This window comes from Bradyrhizobium sp. CIAT3101, from assembly GCF_029714945.1.
GTDB lineage: Bacteria > Pseudomonadota > Alphaproteobacteria > Rhizobiales > Xanthobacteraceae > Bradyrhizobium.
Genome location: NZ_CP121634.1, coordinates 3,108,662 through 3,122,546, shown reverse-complemented (window position 1 = coordinate 3,122,546; position 13,885 = coordinate 3,108,662). Strand labels below are relative to the sequence as shown.

At 62.9% G+C, this 13,885-nt stretch carries 13 protein-coding genes; 3 read left to right on the top strand and 10 right to left on the bottom strand.

The genetic code is table 11. The features are described 5' to 3' along the window. The first annotated feature begins 72 nt into the window (after window positions 1-72). Entirely contained in the window at window positions 73-1,791 is a 1,719-nt protein-coding gene (locus tag QA645_RS14565) for a caspase family protein (RefSeq protein ID WP_283051055.1), read from the top strand. Window positions 1,792-2,030: 239 nt separating this feature from the next. Here the strand turns inward: QA645_RS14565 and QA645_RS14560 are convergent, their stop codons facing one another. The 6 genes from QA645_RS14560 to QA645_RS14535 form a co-directional block, all read right to left on the bottom strand. Then, complete coding sequence (locus QA645_RS14560) at window positions 2,031-3,149, bottom strand: cobalamin-independent methionine synthase II family protein (RefSeq protein ID WP_254132702.1); 1,119 nt, start codon at window positions 3,147-3,149, stop codon at window positions 2,031-2,033. Between the two features lie 21 nt (window positions 3,150-3,170). Next, entirely contained in the window at window positions 3,171-3,887 is a 717-nt protein-coding gene (locus QA645_RS14555; RefSeq protein WP_148775284.1) for an ABC transporter ATP-binding protein, read from the bottom strand. Further along, window positions 3,880-4,635: an ABC transporter ATP-binding protein gene (locus QA645_RS14550; RefSeq protein WP_283051051.1), complete on the bottom strand. Its 756-nt coding sequence runs from the start codon at window positions 4,633-4,635 to the stop codon at window positions 3,880-3,882. Before QA645_RS14550 ends, QA645_RS14555 begins: the two co-directional genes overlap by 8 nt. After that, window positions 4,632-5,660, bottom strand: coding sequence for a branched-chain amino acid ABC transporter permease (locus QA645_RS14545; RefSeq protein ID WP_283051050.1), 1,029 nt, complete (start codon window positions 5,658-5,660; stop codon window positions 4,632-4,634). Before QA645_RS14545 ends, QA645_RS14550 begins: the two co-directional genes overlap by 4 nt. Before the next feature lie 8 nt (window positions 5,661-5,668). Next, the gene (locus QA645_RS14540) at window positions 5,669-6,538 is read right to left on the bottom strand and encodes a branched-chain amino acid ABC transporter permease (protein ID WP_254194590.1); all 870 of its coding nucleotides are present in this window, start codon (window positions 6,536-6,538) and stop codon (window positions 5,669-5,671) included. A 72-nt stretch (window positions 6,539-6,610) separates the two neighbouring features. Next, window positions 6,611-7,801 carry an ABC transporter substrate-binding protein gene (locus QA645_RS14535; protein WP_254132706.1) on the bottom strand — a complete coding sequence of 397 codons (1,191 nt, stop codon included), beginning with the start codon at window positions 7,799-7,801 and terminating at the stop codon, window positions 6,611-6,613. A gap of 532 nt (window positions 7,802-8,333) precedes the next feature. Here QA645_RS14535 and QA645_RS14530 point away from each other — a divergent pair. Continuing rightward, window positions 8,334-8,615, top strand: coding sequence for a hypothetical protein (locus tag QA645_RS14530; RefSeq protein ID WP_283051046.1), 282 nt, complete (start codon window positions 8,334-8,336; stop codon window positions 8,613-8,615). Window positions 8,616-8,709: 94 nt separating this feature from the next. Here QA645_RS14530 and QA645_RS14525 read toward each other — a convergent pair whose 3' ends face one another. Then, window positions 8,710-9,510, bottom strand: a complete 801-nt coding sequence (locus QA645_RS14525) for a class I SAM-dependent methyltransferase (protein ID WP_283051043.1) — start codon at window positions 9,508-9,510, stop codon at window positions 8,710-8,712. 203 nt (window positions 9,511-9,713) lie between these two features. On the opposite strand from QA645_RS14525, the gene QA645_RS14520 reads away from it, so the two are divergent. Continuing rightward, window positions 9,714-10,706: an NAD-dependent epimerase/dehydratase family protein gene (locus QA645_RS14520; protein ID WP_349253179.1), complete on the top strand. Its 993-nt coding sequence runs from the start codon at window positions 9,714-9,716 to the stop codon at window positions 10,704-10,706. Window positions 10,707-10,743: 37 nt separating this feature from the next. Here QA645_RS14520 and QA645_RS14515 read toward each other — a convergent pair whose 3' ends face one another. The 3 genes from QA645_RS14515 to QA645_RS14505 form a co-directional block, all read right to left on the bottom strand. Beyond that, complete coding sequence (locus tag QA645_RS14515; protein WP_283051041.1) at window positions 10,744-11,316, bottom strand: sugar transferase; 573 nt, start codon at window positions 11,314-11,316, stop codon at window positions 10,744-10,746. Between the two features lie 7 nt (window positions 11,317-11,323). Beyond that, window positions 11,324-12,250 carry an NAD-dependent epimerase/dehydratase family protein gene (locus QA645_RS14510; protein WP_283051040.1) on the bottom strand — a complete coding sequence of 309 codons (927 nt, stop codon included), beginning with the start codon at window positions 12,248-12,250 and terminating at the stop codon, window positions 11,324-11,326. A 422-nt stretch (window positions 12,251-12,672) separates the two neighbouring features. Continuing rightward, window positions 12,673-13,839 (bottom strand): glycosyltransferase, encoded by a 1,167-nt coding sequence (locus QA645_RS14505; protein WP_283051038.1) that lies wholly within the window; start codon window positions 13,837-13,839, stop codon window positions 12,673-12,675. Window positions 13,840-13,885 lie beyond the last annotated feature (46 nt).

Genomic DNA, 13,885 nt, shown 5'->3' with positions numbered 1-13,885 from the left:
AACCGGCGATCCCTCAGGGGCGACAAAAGGGGCATGTCCCCCTTCCGTCGTATCGCCCGCATCCGAAGCCCCATGCGCCGCCTGCTTTTGGCATTCGGCCTGCTCACCGCCGCGTTGTGGTCGGCGCCCTGCTCCGCCCAGTCGCGCAGCCAGCTCGGGCCCCTCTGCACCACCGAGACCACCCCGGCGGATCAGATGGTCGGGGCCTGCAGCAAGATCATCGCGCTGAAGGTTTTCAAGGGCGAGCAGCTCGCGACCGTCTATTTCTGGCGCGCGGTGGGCTGGAACAAGAAGGGCGACTACGCCCGGGTCATTGCCGACACCACCGAGGCGATCCGGCTGCAGCCGAGCCAGGCGGTCTACAACATGCGGGGCTCGGCCTATTACGACAAGGGCGACTACGACATCGCGATCGCGGATTTCGACGACGCGCTGAAGCTCGGGCCGCCGAGCGGCATCATCTTCCACAATCGCGGCAATGCCTGGCGCGGCAAGGGCGACTACGCCAAGGCGATCGCCGATTACGACATGTCGATCAAGGCCGATCCGAGATCAGCGTTCTCGTTCCAGAACCGCGGCATCGCGAAGGGAGCGCTCGGCGATCTCGACGGCGCGCTCGCCGACATCAACCAGGCGATCCGGCTCGATCCGACGCTGCCGCAGCCGCTGATCAACCGCACCGCGATCTGGCGCGCGAAGAACGATCTCGATCGCGCCATCGCCGACGGCAGCGAGGCGATCCGGCTCGCCAAGGAGAAGCCGCCGGTCAACATCATGACGCCGCCGAACAGCGTGCTGATCTCCGCCTACACCCATCGCGCGCTGGCCTATGAGGCCAAGGGCGACTATGCGCGCGCGAAGGACGACTACAACGCCACGCTCGCGATCGTGGCCTCGGACGCCGGCAGCAAGGCCAATCAGGCCACCGCGAAAGTGCGGCTGTCGCTGGTGACGGACGCGACCGCGCCGATCCCGCGCGATGCGCCCGCCTCGTCGGGACAACAGCAGGCCACGCCCACGCAGCAGCAGGCTAACGCCGCGCCTGCGCCCTCGCCTGCCCCCGCGACACCCGGCAGGCGCATGGCGCTCGTGATCGGCAACGGCGCCTACGCCCATGTGAAGGCACTGCCCAACCCGCCCAACGACGCGCGCGCCGTCGCAAAGAGCCTGCGTGAGATCGGCTTCATCGTATCGGAGGGCGTCGATCTCGACCGCGCCGCGATGCAGAAGATGACGCGCGCGTTCTTGCGTGATGCGGCGCGGGCGCAGGTCGCACTCGTCTACTATGCCGGTCACGGCGTGCAGGTCGACGGCCGCAACTATCTCATTCCCATCGACGTCGAGCTCAAACCCGGCGCGAGCATGACCGAAGCGATGATCGACATGGACACCATCATGGCCGGCCTCGATGACCAGGTCCGCACCAACATCCTGATCTTCGATGCCTGCCGCAACAATCCGATGGCGCAACAGGTTGCAAGCACCGGCGGCAGTCGCGACATCGAGGGCGCGCCAGGCCTCGCGGCACCGTCGAGCCTCGGGTCAGGCGCGACGCTGGGGGCCGGCACGCTGATCGCATTCGCGACAGCGCCGGGCCAGGTGGCGCTCGACGGCGAAGGCGCGAACTCCCCCTTCTCCGCAGCGCTCTCCCGCCACATCGGCACGCCGGGGCTGGAGGTGCAGCAGATGCTGACACGGGTGCGGGCCGAGGTGGTCTCGGGCACGAAGAACAAGCAGGTGCCGTGGTCGAATTCCTCGCTGCTGGGCGAGGTCTATCTGGCGGAGAAGTGAGGGTGACCTCGTTGCTGTGAGGCGATGGCCGCGCATCAAATTCAGTGTCGTCCCGGCGAAGGCCGGGACCCATAACCACCGAAAGTAGTTTTGCGAGGGCTCGCAGTTGCCGGCTTCGCGCCGCAACTTCTCCCTGGGGGTATGGGTCCCGGCCCCCCGTGCGCAATTGCGCACTAGGCCGGGACGACACCGAGGGATTGGCGAGGCCTTACAGCCTCACGTGACGGACAGTGCGAAGCTCAGTTGCCCCACACTTCCTTCGCGATTTCGACCGCAAGGCCGAGCTTGGCCCACTGCTCCTCCTCGGAGAGGATGTTGCCCTCTTCGGTCGAGGCAAAGCCGCACTGGGGCGACAGCGCCAGTTGCTCAAGCGGAGCAAACTTGGCGGCTTCTTCGAGACGACGCTTGATGTCGTCCTTCTTCTCGAGCTCGCCGAACTTCGAGGTGATGACGCCGACCACAACAACCTTGTTGCCCTTGGGCAGGAAGCGCAGCGGCTCGAAGCCGCCGGCGCGGTCGCTGTCGTATTCCAGGAAGTAGCCGTCGTAATTGGTGCCGGCGAGCATGGTCTCGGCCACCGGCTCGTAGCCGCCGGAGGAAATCCAGGTCGAGCGGAAATTGCCGCGGCAGACATGCGTGGTCACCACCATGTCGGCGGGCTTCTCGGCCAGCGCGTAATTGATGATGCGCGCGTAGATCTGCTGGAGGCCTTCCGGATTGTCGCCGCGCTCTCGCGCCTTCTTCAGCTCATCTTGCGAGCAGAGATAGGCCCAGACGGTGTCGTCGAACTGCAGATAACGGCAGCCGGCGTCGTAGAACGCCTTGACGGCCTTGCGGTAGGTCTTGCCGAGATCCTCATAGAAGGCGTCCAGATCGGGATAGACGTCCTTGGAGATCGCCTTGCGGCCGCCGCGGAAGTGCAGCACGGCTGGCGACGGGATCGTCATCTTGGCGGTGACGTGGGCCTGGTCAGCGACCTTCTTCAGGAAGCGGAAGTGGTCCAGCATCGGATGGTCATCGGGGAAATCGAGCTTGTCGATGACCCGGACCGCGTCATGCCGCGTCTCGACGCCCGCGAACTGGATGCCCGTGTCCGGGTGAAACATTTCGCAGCCGGTGAGCTTGGCCAGGAAATCGAAATGCCACCACGAGCGGCGGAATTCGCCGTCGGTCGCGAGCTTCAGGCCGACCGAGGCCTGCTTGTGCACGACCTTCTCGATCTCCATGTCCTCGATCTTGCGCAGATCGTCGGCCGAGATCTCGCCCTTCTCGAGCTTCGCGCGGGCTTCCTTGATCTTGGCGGGGCGCAGGAGGCTGCCGACCTCGTCGGCGCGGAAGGGGGCTTTGGTTCGCTGCATTCTTAAACTCCCAAGAATTTTTTAGTGGGCCGCCGCCCCTGCGACGCCGAGGTGGCGCTCCAGGACCGAAGGGTCGGCCTTCAGCGCGGCGCTCGGGGCGTCGTGGACGATCGTTCCGCGCTCCAATATCACAACACGGTCGGCGAGCCCCAGAATCTTTTGCGCGTTCTGCTCGACGATGATCGAGCAGATGCCGCCCGCCCGGGTGATGGTGCCGATCGCCTTCAGCAGCTCCTCGACGATGATGGGGGCGAGGCCCTCGGTCGGCTCGTCCAGCAGCAGGACCTTCGGGTTGAGGGTCAGCGCGCGGCCGATCGCCAGCATCTGCTGCTCGCCGCCGGAGAGCTGGTTGCCGAAATTGCTCCGCCGCTCTTTCAGCCGCGGAAACATCTCGTAGACCTTCTCGACGGTCCAGGGACCGGGCTGGGCCACCGCGGTCATGTTCTCCTCAACCGTCAGCGAGCGGAAGATGTTGCGCTCCTGCGGCACCCAGCCAATGCCGGCACGCGCGCGCTGGTCCGGCCGCATGGTCGTGACGTCGGTGCCGCCGAGAGTGACGTTGCCGGAGAAACGGCGGGTCACGCCGACGATGGAATTGATCAGCGTGGTCTTGCCGGTGCCGTTACGCCCGAGCAGCGCCAACACCTGCCCCTCGGCAAGGCGCAGCGACATGTTGGGCAGCACCACCGCCTCGCCATAGCCGGCGCGAAGTGAATCGATCGCGAGCAGGTCAGACATTGACCGCCTCCTCGCCGAGATAGACCGCCTTCACCTGCGGATCGCGCGCGACCTGGTCGGGCGGGCCTTCAGTCAGCAGCGCACCGGAGACCAGCACAGAGATACGGTCGGCGAACGAGAACACGAGATCCATGTCGTGCTCGATCAAGAGCACGGTCACGTCGCGCGGCAGGCTACCTACGACGGCAAGGATGTCGTGCCGCTCGCTTTCGGGCACGCCGGCGGCGGGTTCGTCGAGCAGCAGCACCCGCGGCTTGGCGGCGATCGCGACCGCGATCTCGAGCAGGCGCTGCTTGCCGTAGGGCAGCGTCACGGTCTCTTCGTTCATGACGTCGAGCAGATGGAAGCGCGTCAGGAGATCGGCAATCTCGCCGTTGACGTCGCTCCGCGTGCCCATCCGCCGCCACCAGTCGCCGCCATGGCCGAGGCGTTCGGAGACGGCAAGGCCGATGGTCTCGAGCGGGGTGAGATCAGGATAGAGCTGATTGATCTGGAAGGTACGCGACAGGCCCCGCAGCACGCGCTTGTGCACGGGCAGATCGGTGATGTCCTGGCCTTCGAGCAGGATACGGCCCGAGTTCGGCTTGAGCACGCCGGTGAGCTGATTGATCACCGTGGTCTTGCCAGCACCGTTCGGACCGATCAGCGCATGGCGGGCGCCCTGCTCGATCTTCAGCGACAGGTCGCGGGTGACGCGGAGGCCGCCGAAGGTCTTTTCGAGATTCTGGGTTTCGAGCGCGATGGTCATGAATCGCTCTCCGGCACGGCGACGACGGCTTTTCGTCCGGCGACCTGCTTGATGATCAGGTTCGGCACATAAAGCACCCAGCGATGCAGACGCTGGCGGCCGACCAGCACGATCACGACCAGCACGAGGCCGATCCAGAACTGCCAGTATTGCGGGGTGATGGTGGAGAACACTTCCTGGAGCATGCGGAAGATCACCGCGCCGATCAGCCCGCCATAGAGATAGCCGGTGCCGCCGATGACGAGCACCAGCATCAGGTCGGCCGAGCGGTCGAAGGCGAACACATCGAGCGAGGCGATCGCCGTGGTCTGGGTGAACAGCGCGCCTGCGATACCCGCATAGAACGCCGCGAGTGTGTAGATCGCGATCAGGCGGCGGTTGACGGGAATGCCGATGGCAGCGGCGCGGAGCGGGTTGTTCTTGATCGCACGCAGCGACAGGCCGAACGGCGAATGCACGATGCGACGGGCGAGCAGGAACAGTACGAACAGCACGGCCAGCGAATAGAAGAAGCCGGCCTTGCCGAACATGTCGAACGGGATCTCGCCGAGGATGGGCTGCATCTCGATGCCCTGCAGGCCGTCGGTACCGCCGGTGATGTTGGAGAAACGCTCGGCGAGCGCCTCCAGCAGCAGCGCGATGCCGAGCGTGACCATCAATCGGGTCAGGTCGACGCCGCGGATCACCAGGAAGCTGGTGGCAAAGCCGAGCACCATTGCGGCGAGACCCGCCGCGATCAGCGCCAGCACCGGCTCATTGATGATGCCGTGAAGCGCCAGCAATCCCGCGGCATAGGCGCCGACGCCGAAGAAGGCGGCGTGGCCGAGCGAGACGATGCCGGCATAGCCGAGGATGAGATCGAGCGACATCGCGAACAGCGCCAGCCGCAGGATGTCGGTCATGATCAGATAGCGCGTGGGAAACAGGAAGCCGCACGCGAGCACGACGAGCCAGAAGGCAGCCTCGCCATAGTGCCAGCGCGCCTGCCGTTGGGCGTGATAACCGACGTCGGAAGAAGCGTTCATCGGCAAACTCAACGCGCGGCCGTGCGGCCGAACAGGCCGTTCGGGCGCCAGATCAGGATCACGATCATCATGGTGTAGATCACGAAGGGCCCCATCTTCGGCACGTAATATTTGCCGGCGACGTCGCCGATGCCGAGCAGCAGCGAGGCCAAAAACGGTCCGGTGATCGAGGACGAGCCGCCGACGGTGACCACGATCAAGAAGTAGATCATGAATTTCAGCGGGAAATACGGATCGAGGCCGAGGATCTCGGCGCTCAGGGCGCCACCGAGGCCTGCAAGGCCGCATCCGAAGGCGAAGGTGAAGGCGAACACCTGCGGCACGTTGATACCGAGGCCGCTCGCGGCGCGGGGATCATCGACGGCGGCGCGCAGGCGGCTGCCGAAACGGGTCTTGGCCAGCACCATCTGGAGACCGATGGTCAGCAGGCCGCAGATCACGATGATCATCAGCCGGTAGCGGCCGATGCCGACGCCGAACAGGTCGAACTGGCCCTGCAGCGCGGCCGGCAGGTTGATGAAGACCCGAGACGAGCCCTGGATGTAGTCGACGGCCGCGACCGACATAAACGTCAGTCCGATCGTGAACAGCACCTGGTCGAGATGACTGCGCGCATAGAGATGGCGATAGAGCGTCCGCTCGAGCGCAATTCCGATCGCGGCCGCGGAGACAAAGGCGAGCGGCAGCGCGGCGAAGAACGGCCACCCCATCCTGTTGACCAGCACCATGCAGACATAGCCGCCGGCCATGGCGAAGGCGCCATGAGCGAGATTGACGAAGTTCATCAGGCCGAGCGTAACCGCGAGCCCGCAGGCCAGCACGAACAGCAGCATGCCGTAGGCAACGCCATCGAACAGGTTGGTGAGGATTGAGGTCATCGTCTCAGCTTGAAGTTAGTCGTCGTGGCCGGAGCGCGCTGAGCGCGCCCCGGGATGACGCGCTTTCGCGCGTCACTTCTTGGTCTTGCCGAGATCCTTCACGGCCTCGAAGGTCGCGAACTCGACGTTGTAGAGCTCGCCGTCGACCTTCTCGACCTTGCGGATATAGACGTTCTGGATGATGTCGCGCGTTTCCGGGTCGATCGAGATCGGACCGCGCGGGCTCTCCCACTTCTGACCCTTCATGGCTTCGATCAGCTTGGTGCCGTCGGTGTCGCCATTGGTCTTCTTCAGCGCCTCGTAGATCAGGTGAATGCCGTCATAGCCGCTCACCGCCATGAAGCCGGGACGCGTGCCGAACGCCTTCTTGTAGGCGGCGACGAAGTCCTTGTTCATCGGCGAGGGATGCGCCGCCGAATAGATGTGCGCGGTCACGGTGCCGAGAACGGCGTCGCCCATGTTGTTGAGCAGGTCGTCGTCGGTGACGTCGCCCGGCCCGATCACCTTGATGCCGGCCTTGTCGAGGCCGCGCTCGGCATATTGCTTCATGAAGTTGCCGCCCTGGCCCGCCGGCACGAACACGAAGATCGCGTCGGGCTTGGCATCCTTCATGCGCTGCAGGAACGGCGCGAAGTCGGGATTGGCGAGCGGCGTCTTGACCTCCTCGACCACCTCGCCGCCACCAGCGGTGAAGTGCTCCTTGAAGAAGTTGAGCGCGTCATTGCCCGGCGCGTAGTCCGAGGTCAGCGTCGCCACCTTCTTGATGCCGTTCTTCACGGCCCAGTCGCCGATGATGGTCGAGGACTGCGCGAGCGTGAAGCTGGTGCGCACGATATAGGGCGAGCGCTCGGTGATGATCGAGGTGCCGGCCGCCATCACGACTTCCGGGATCTTGGCCTGCGTCGCCAGCGGCGCAGCCGCGAGCGCCGCCGGGGTCACGCCGAAGCCGCCGATGAAATTGACCTTGTCGTTGACGATCAGCTCCTGCGCGGCGGTCTTGGTTTTATCCGGGATCGCAGCATCGTCCTTGACGATGATCTCGATCTTCTTGCCGGCGACGGTGTCGCCCTTCTGCTGCATGTAGAGCTTGATCGCGTTCTCGATCTGCTTGCCGGTCGAGGCCTGCCCGCCGGTCATCGGCAGAATCAGGCCGACCTTGACGGTGTCTTCCGCCTTGGCCGGCGCGACAGCCGCAAGGCCCGCGATGGCGGCAACCGCGGCCGCCCAAGAGACCGTTTGCGTAAATAGTTTGCGTTCGAACATCAGATGTCCCTCCCCTTCATTCCTGACCTCTTGTGCGCCGGACCGAGTGCCCGGTCCTTGCCTCACCTTAACCCACGCACGAGCGAACTCGCGCGTCACAAGGCGTCTTTCGCGCCCTCATTGTCAATCGGACGTTTGGCGACCATTCGGCGCAAGCCGCGCGTCCCGATGACCAAGCGTGGAGTGCGAAGTCGCGGTTACGCCGGGGTAACCCGAGCACCTCGATCCTGGTCGCGTCCATTTGTACGATTGTACAAATAAAATGGACCTGTCAACGAAAAAGCCCGGCCGCCGACCAAGCCAGATTGTCGCGAGCTGATGGTCACAGTCTAGAAAGGCGACCTGCCGGGTGGATGGAGGATTTCGCCTTTCATTTGCAGAATTTGAACATTGGCGAGCGAGGCGCCCATCCATTTCGGTATTTTGATACCCACCTCGAATAAGCCAATTTTACCTTGTTGAAGGCTACCGTTCCTGACCCGCTGGTTATCCGGCGTTTGACCATCCCCGTCCCGATTCCGGCGCCCGTACGATGTCCATGCGTTTCCATTCTCTCCTGCTTCTCGTCGCGCTTGCCACGGGCCTGTCCGGCTGCGGCACCGTCAACGAGAAGCTGTCGGCCGGTATGGGCGACTACGTCCCGCAATGGGCCGGCGGCCTGCCTGCGGACGCCCCGCCACGACCAGGAACGCCGCAATACGATGCATGGATGAAGGAACGCCAACGCCTGCGCCAGCTCCCGGCCGCCGACCGGCCAAAGGACGGGACCGAGCAGCCGACCGGCGCGACGCCGGCCTCGGGCGCAAGTCGCTAGAGACGGGTTCTCATCGGGCACCACCGGCTGCACCGATGAAGCTCGGTTGCCGCAACCTCATGACCGCCCGCAGCAATGCGCGGCTGCTCGACATTTATCGAGCGGCTTGAACGCTATCAAACTGAAATATCGCGCAGCACCCGGAGACGCCCGCAAAGGAAAAGCGATCGTCGTCAACGATGACGTCGAGCACGGCCTGGTAAACGCCATAGACGTGCCGCCGATCCGCATTGCCGGGATCGAGGAAATCATGAAACATGACGAACCCGCCATCGACCAGCAGCTCTTTGGCTAGCTCGGCGGCATCGACCGTCGCCCGATATCCGTGCCAGTGATCGATGAAGATGAAGCCGTACGTCTTCCCCTGCACGGCAAGTTCGTTCATGCGTCGCGTCGCATCCGAGACGGTGAACGTTACGCGCTCGCTACCCGGGCGTCCCGCGAGATTCCGCTCGGCTTCAACACTGTTTCCGCGGTCCAGCTCGATTGTCTCGATGGAGCCGTGGCCCCGATCGTGAACCGCCTGCGCCAGGATCGAAGTTGACAGTCCTTTGTTGGTGCCGGCCTCCAGAACATCTCCGGGAGCTCGGAACGCCAGCTCATAAAGCTTGAGCGCATCGCCGCGTCGCAAATAACCAGTGATGCCAAGTTCGATCAGGAACTCGACGCCCTGATGCCCGAGCGGCGCATCAGCAAGATGCCGATGGGACGCGTTGATGATGTCGCCGCTGTAGTCGGCAAAACTGAGATGATCCAGCGGGCGCCATTGGCCTGCAAAAGCCGATCCTGACGAAACCAGACGCTCCTTGTACGTGTGGCTTTTCGCAATCCACGCGTCGTAGTTCGGAGGGAACAGCTTGATCTTCACGACATCCAGGATGTTCGGCCAAGCCATTGGAAAAATCCCTGACCTGCACGATCTCACCCCCCAGTAGTCATCTGATAGAATAACGCCCTTAGGTCTATATTATGGCGGCGGCAGCGCCGGCGAGCTTGTTGCAGAGCCGAAGAAGAGTTCGCAGCCGGACTTCATCGCGCACGTATTGACGGCCGGACGACGTTGAAGCAACACGGCGTGCATGAAGCTCCGAAGGACGTGTGAGCACTACCGGCTTGCTGCCGCCGCGGAGCGAGGTGAGCTTCCGGCGCGGCAGTGACGCTGCCCTTTGGGGCGTGCGAATCTGGATCACTCAAGACATGATTGATGGAATGAGTTCGGCGGACGAAAAAAGGTGCCTGGTCATTGGCGCCACAGGGTTGGTCGGCGGCCATATTCTCCGGCTGCTGCTGCAGAGCGGACAACGGCCGCTTGCCCTCTCCAGATCACGCAAGAGCGCGGCAGATGTCGACTGGTATTGCGGTGACCTGGCGAAGCCTGAAGCCCTGAACTTCCCGCCGTTCACGACCCTCTACTGCACGGCCGATGCTATTCTGTTGGCGGACGCCCTTCCCCATATCTTCGATCCTTCGCTGAAGCGTATCGTCGTATTCAGCTCCACCAGTGTCATGACCAAGCGAGATAGCGAGGTCGCCGAAGAGCGCGAGTTGTTGGGCAGGCTCGCCGAGGCCGAAGACAAAATCGCGCAGGCTTGCGCACGCAACGATGTCGAATGGACGATCCTGCGTCCGACATTGATCTACGACCCTGGCCGCGACACCAATATCACGCCGCTTTCGCGCCTCATCCGACGATTTGGCTTCATGCCGCTGGTCGGCGGCGGCTCGGGTCTCCGACAGCCGGTGCATGCCGAGGATCTGGCCATCGGCGCCATCGCAGCCGCATCAACCGCGTCGGCTGCGAACAAGTTCTATTCCCTCCCCGGCGGCGAGACGCTGACCTATCGTGACATGATCGGTCGGATTTTCGAAGGAATGGGGCTACCTCGGCGAACCATTTCGATTCCCGCGTCCCTGTGGAAGGCCGCCTTCGTTTTCGCGAAACCACTCTTTCCAGGTGCGAACGTGGCGATGGGCACGCGCATGACGAAAGACATGATTTTCGATTCGAAGCCTGCGTCGCAGGATTTCGGCTGGAAGCCCCGGACGTTTCATCCCCTGTTTGATCAATCGCCCGTCAAGAAACCGTCGTGATGGTCACTTGACCGCAGGGGCCTGCTGTCCGGTGCGGCTAGCCCGAGGGCTTGTCCCGAACGACGCGATCGACTCCCACGCCATGCCCTCGCAGGGTCGACCAGATCAGCTTCAGATCTCCGGCAAAGCTTTGGCTGCGGATATATTCGGCGTCGACTTCCGCCAGACGCTTGGGGTCCGTCATGTCGATACCCCGGCTTTGCGCAAGGCCGGTTATACCGGGGAGGACCGCCAGGACTCCTAATTGCTTGCGGGCTTCAACCAGTGCCGCCTGGGACGGCAGGCACGGCCGAGGTCCGACGAGGCTCATATCGCCAGCCACCACGTTGTAGAGCTGCGGGATTTCGTCGACCTTGAAACGCCGAAGATACTCACCGAGCGCGGTCACCGACGACGCCTCAACCTGGTGGGTCGGAACATTGGCAGTTCCCGCACGCATCGTCCGGAACTTGTAACAGGTAAATGAATGCCCGCCTTTTCCGACGCGAACCTGCGCGAAGATCGCTGGACCCGGGCTCTGAAGCCGAATGGCTATCGCGATGACGAGGAGGACCGGCCAGGAAACCAAAAGAAACAGCGCGCAGGCCGCGAAATCAAACGCCCGCTTCATCGATCAATCACTCCAACGATCCTGGCGGCTCGACTATGGCACGGAGGCCCGCCTTGGTCTCAACCCGAGGGGACCATCCGGCCTTCTGCAGGCAAGCCGAGCTTGCAACGAGCTCCCGCCCGATTCGGTCCCAAAGCGACCGGCGCCCTGTCGCAATTACCATGGCTTTGAGCGCCTCAGGCGGTATCGAAATCAGTTGAGGCGAACGTCCCATTCCTTCTCTTAGCGTGGCAAAGATTTCGGCGATAGTGATCGGTTCCGGATCGGAAACGATGAAGGTCTGGTTCAGCGTGGCGGATCCATTGAGACAGAACAAGACTGCTTCCGACAGATTCCGGATCGATAGAAGAGAGCGTCGATTGCGGAAGGCCCCGAAGGGTAGCGGAATGGGGAGCGCCGCAATGCGGACGATCAAGGCGATATTGGCCTTGGCTCCCGGGCCGTAGACGATCACGGGCCTGAGGATTGTATACGGCACGCCGGAGCGCTTGATTTCCTCTTCCGCCTCCAGCTTTGCCCGATCGTAAGCCGTGACCGGGCACGCCTGGTCATTTTCCGTGACGACGCTATCCGCCGCCGAGCCCGCCTGGGCACCAATCGACGACATGAAAATCAAGCGTTTGACCGAGTGATGCCGACAGGCCTCTGCCAAGCCTTTTGTCGCAACACGATTGGCTCGCGTGTAATTGCCGCTATCGACGCGACTGCGGTGGGCGATGGCGGCCAAATGCACGACGACGTCGATGCCCTCGAGCAGCGGATGCCAGTCCACCTGGGTTTCGAGATCGGGCAATTTCACCCATTCCAGATTGTTCCCCGCTCTGCCCGGCTGGCGTGAAGCCGCCCTGACATGATGTCCGGCGGATGACAAGGCGGAACAAACCGCCCCGCCAATGAAGCCCGAAGAGCCGGTGACCAGTATTCGAAATGGCATCCTATTGTTCCGCCCAGCTCACCACTTCCGTCGAATGTCTTAAAGCGGATACGCAACCCACGGTAAAGGTCCGATACAATCGCGCGCCCGAACCATTTTGATGACGGAGGGCTGGATTGGTCACAGCCCAGCGCCATTGGCCGTCCCGTCGGCAGCCCTGCCTCGAATCAGCAGCAGCATCGCCCGCCGGCCGGGCGTTTTAAGGCCGGAATCCCGGTTCGCGCCCAGAATTGGCGAAATATGTTCCATCGTCATGAACCTGACAGCCAGTCCGGCCCTAGTCCCCAAGATAGTTGCCCAACAATCGGGGTGTCGGCCCCTGGAACGACGATCACCCGACGGAAAGTTCCAGCCGCGCGGCCGGGCGATGATCCCGGACCAACCCGTCGTCCACACCATGCTACAGGACGGATGGAGGTCGATCATCCCCCGCCAATCCTCGCGGCGGCAAACAGCAACTGACGATTCTGCTCGATGCTTTGCGAATCCTTCAAGACACGCTCAGCATATCGTATGCACGCGGCTCTCGCTGCGGACTGTTCGGCCAAGGTCCAACGCGCCGCCTCATCGATGCAAGCCGCGATGGCGCTGAGGTCTGGCGCAATTGCCCATCCCGCGCCGGCTTCGCGCAGATCGTTCCACGGAGTCTGATCGCTCGTGAGCACGGGCAGCCCGACACTTAATGCCTCAAAAATGACGTGCCCGTAGTTCTCGCCTAACGTCGGAAACAAGAACAGGTCATAGCCGGCAAAGACCGACGCGATGTCCTGATGCGCCACTTCACCGCGATAGGCGACACTGACATGCGGCGGCAGCTCGTCGATGAGCCTCTGGCATTCCGCCCAATAAGACTCATCCTCCTTTGGTCCGTAGATATCGAAGGTGACGCTTGCATTCACGAGACCAAGCGCCTGCAGCGCACCGGTCAGATTCTTTTTAGGCGATATGCGCGACACGAAACAGAGGCGAAACGGACGACCACTCTCACGTGGACTCCATGCCGAAGCTGCATTCACGGGCGGCGCGGTCGCCAGATCGGATCCGACTGCTATCGAGGACGGGCCGATCGACATGGTCCGGGAAATATCGTCAGCCTCAATTTCCGTCGAAGCATGCCACATGACGTCCCGGGTCACCCCAAACATCGAGGCGCCCCTGATATAGGCCGATTTCCTCAGGCTCTTGAGTGTCAGGGCTCCAGGCGAGAACTCTCCACGCGGCGCAAGCAGCAAGGGTATGCGTGGAATAAGACCGAACCGCCGAGCGATCAGGACGCGCAAGCTAAAAATCGGATCGAAAAAACTGTTGAGATAAATACAGTCGGGGCGAACCTCGTCGATCAGGGCGCGGATGGCTCGGATGGAAATGGCTCCGGGCGCAAAATACCGAACCTCGGCCTTGCCGGTCTTGATCCAGGCATTCCGATCAACCGCCGGATACGGTTCGACGTCCCCCAAGTCGCGATCGGTTGTGCCGATGAAAAATCGGATCTCGTCGCCGAGCGCTTCCGCCATGTTCGCGAGCGACCTGATCGGACCGCCTGCCTTGAAGCCTGGCAGATAGTGCCTGTTAAATGCCAACACTTTCATGGTGATCTGGTTTCGCGCTGAAAATGACCGATACCGTCGCGGCAAT

Excerpts from the sequence above, each read along its gene's own strand:
- QA645_RS14565 (WP_283051055.1), top strand. The coding sequence starts at position 73 with ATGCGCCGCCTGCTTTTGGCATTCGGCCTGCTCACCGCCGCGTTGTGG.
- QA645_RS14560 (WP_254132702.1), bottom strand. The coding sequence starts at position 3,149 with ATGCAGCGAACCAAAGCCCCCTTCCGCGCCGACGAGGTCGGCAGCCTC.
- QA645_RS14555 (WP_148775284.1), bottom strand. The coding sequence starts at position 3,887 with ATGTCTGACCTGCTCGCGATCGATTCACTTCGCGCCGGCTATGGCGAG.
- QA645_RS14550 (WP_283051051.1), bottom strand. The coding sequence starts at position 4,635 with ATGACCATCGCGCTCGAAACCCAGAATCTCGAAAAGACCTTCGGCGGC.
- QA645_RS14545 (WP_283051050.1), bottom strand. The coding sequence starts at position 5,660 with ATGAACGCTTCTTCCGACGTCGGTTATCACGCCCAACGGCAGGCGCGC.
- QA645_RS14540 (WP_254194590.1), bottom strand. The coding sequence starts at position 6,538 with ATGACCTCAATCCTCACCAACCTGTTCGATGGCGTTGCCTACGGCATG.
- QA645_RS14535 (WP_254132706.1), bottom strand. The coding sequence starts at position 7,801 with ATGTTCGAACGCAAACTATTTACGCAAACGGTCTCTTGGGCGGCCGCG.
- QA645_RS14530 (WP_283051046.1), top strand. The coding sequence starts at position 8,334 with ATGTCCATGCGTTTCCATTCTCTCCTGCTTCTCGTCGCGCTTGCCACG.
- QA645_RS14525 (WP_283051043.1), bottom strand. The coding sequence starts at position 9,510 with ATGGCTTGGCCGAACATCCTGGATGTCGTGAAGATCAAGCTGTTCCCT.
- QA645_RS14515 (WP_283051041.1), bottom strand. The coding sequence starts at position 11,316 with ATGAAGCGGGCGTTTGATTTCGCGGCCTGCGCGCTGTTTCTTTTGGTT.
- QA645_RS14510 (WP_283051040.1), bottom strand. The coding sequence starts at position 12,250 with ATGCCATTTCGAATACTGGTCACCGGCTCTTCGGGCTTCATTGGCGGG.
- QA645_RS14505 (WP_283051038.1), bottom strand. The coding sequence starts at position 13,839 with ATGAAAGTGTTGGCATTTAACAGGCACTATCTGCCAGGCTTCAAGGCA.